The 998-nt window shown below is 58.0% G+C and carries 1 protein-coding gene and 1 pseudogene; both read right to left on the bottom strand.

Annotation, left to right across the window (positions count from 1 at the left end; all coding sequences use genetic code 11):
- Positions 1-707: formylglycine-generating enzyme family protein (locus OGX67_RS00370; RefSeq protein WP_286525578.1), on the bottom strand; the 707-nt coding region annotated here is incomplete at its 3' end.
- Positions 704-998: pseudogene (locus OGX67_RS00365) on the bottom strand (formylglycine-generating enzyme family protein); the annotation flags it as partial. The gene OGX67_RS00370 and the pseudogene OGX67_RS00365, both read right to left, overlap by 4 nt.

Genomic DNA, 998 nt, shown 5'->3' with positions numbered 1-998 from the left:
CTCACCCACTCGTAGCCGTTCTCTGCCATGCCGTACAGCCCGCCGGGGGTCGGCGGATAGCGATCGACGGCATAACGCACCAAGGAACTTTCCACGCCGGTCGCCTCTTCCGTAGCCTGCCGGTCCTCGCTGGTGGCGTAGTTTTCCCCCCGCCCGGTTTTCTCATCCTCACGCCAGTCGCCGTCATCCGTTGCCACCAGAATATACTGACCCCGGTCACGCGCCGCGTACTCCCACTGCGCTTCCGTCGGCAGGGAAAACGGCAGCCCCGTCTTCTTTTTCAGCCAGCGGCAGTAATTCTCGGCCTCAGTCCATGACACCACCGCCGGACTGTTTTTAAAATGGGTCATGTCCGCCAGGATTTTATTCCGCCATTCTTTATCAAACTGCTGGGCAGGTAATCCCGCCATTTTCAGATAAAAAGCGTAATCCTCATGGGTCACCTTGAAACGACCGATGGAATAGCTGTTCAGCGTCACTTCATGCACGGGTTTGGTATCTTTTTCCGGTGAACAGCGCGCCCCCTCACCGTGCGTGCGGGAGCAAAAATCCCCCATCCAGAATGTGCCGCCCGGAATAAACACCAGATCGCCGGTAATGCGTTGCAGATATTGCGCTAATTCAGCGTTATCCTGCGCCGCCGGCTCCGGTTTATCGCAACCGCTCAGCAACAGCAACAACGCCAGGCTATATTTTCCAACCTTCATTTCACCGCCTCCGCAGCGTTCACCACACAGCGGACGGTGGTGCCATCGGGGTAAGGCTTGTCCTTGATGGCATAGCCGCGAAAAAAGGTCAGGCCCACATCAAACCCGGGAGAAGGATTGTCACCTCCGCGGCGGACCTTCATATATTGCCCATTATCGTCATCCAGGATGACGCCCTTCTCCGGACCCTGCGGATCCTGGCGCGGAGATGTCGCGTAATAGTCCGGGTCATACCAGTCGCTCACCCACTCGTAGCCGTTCTCTGCCATGCCGTACAGCCCGCCGGGGGTC

The organism is Citrobacter sp. Cf118 (assembly GCF_030334095.1).
GTDB lineage: Bacteria > Pseudomonadota > Gammaproteobacteria > Enterobacterales > Enterobacteriaceae > Citrobacter > Citrobacter freundii.
Note: the sequence above shows the minus strand (reverse complement) of the source record. Positions and strands in the feature narration are given on the sequence as shown.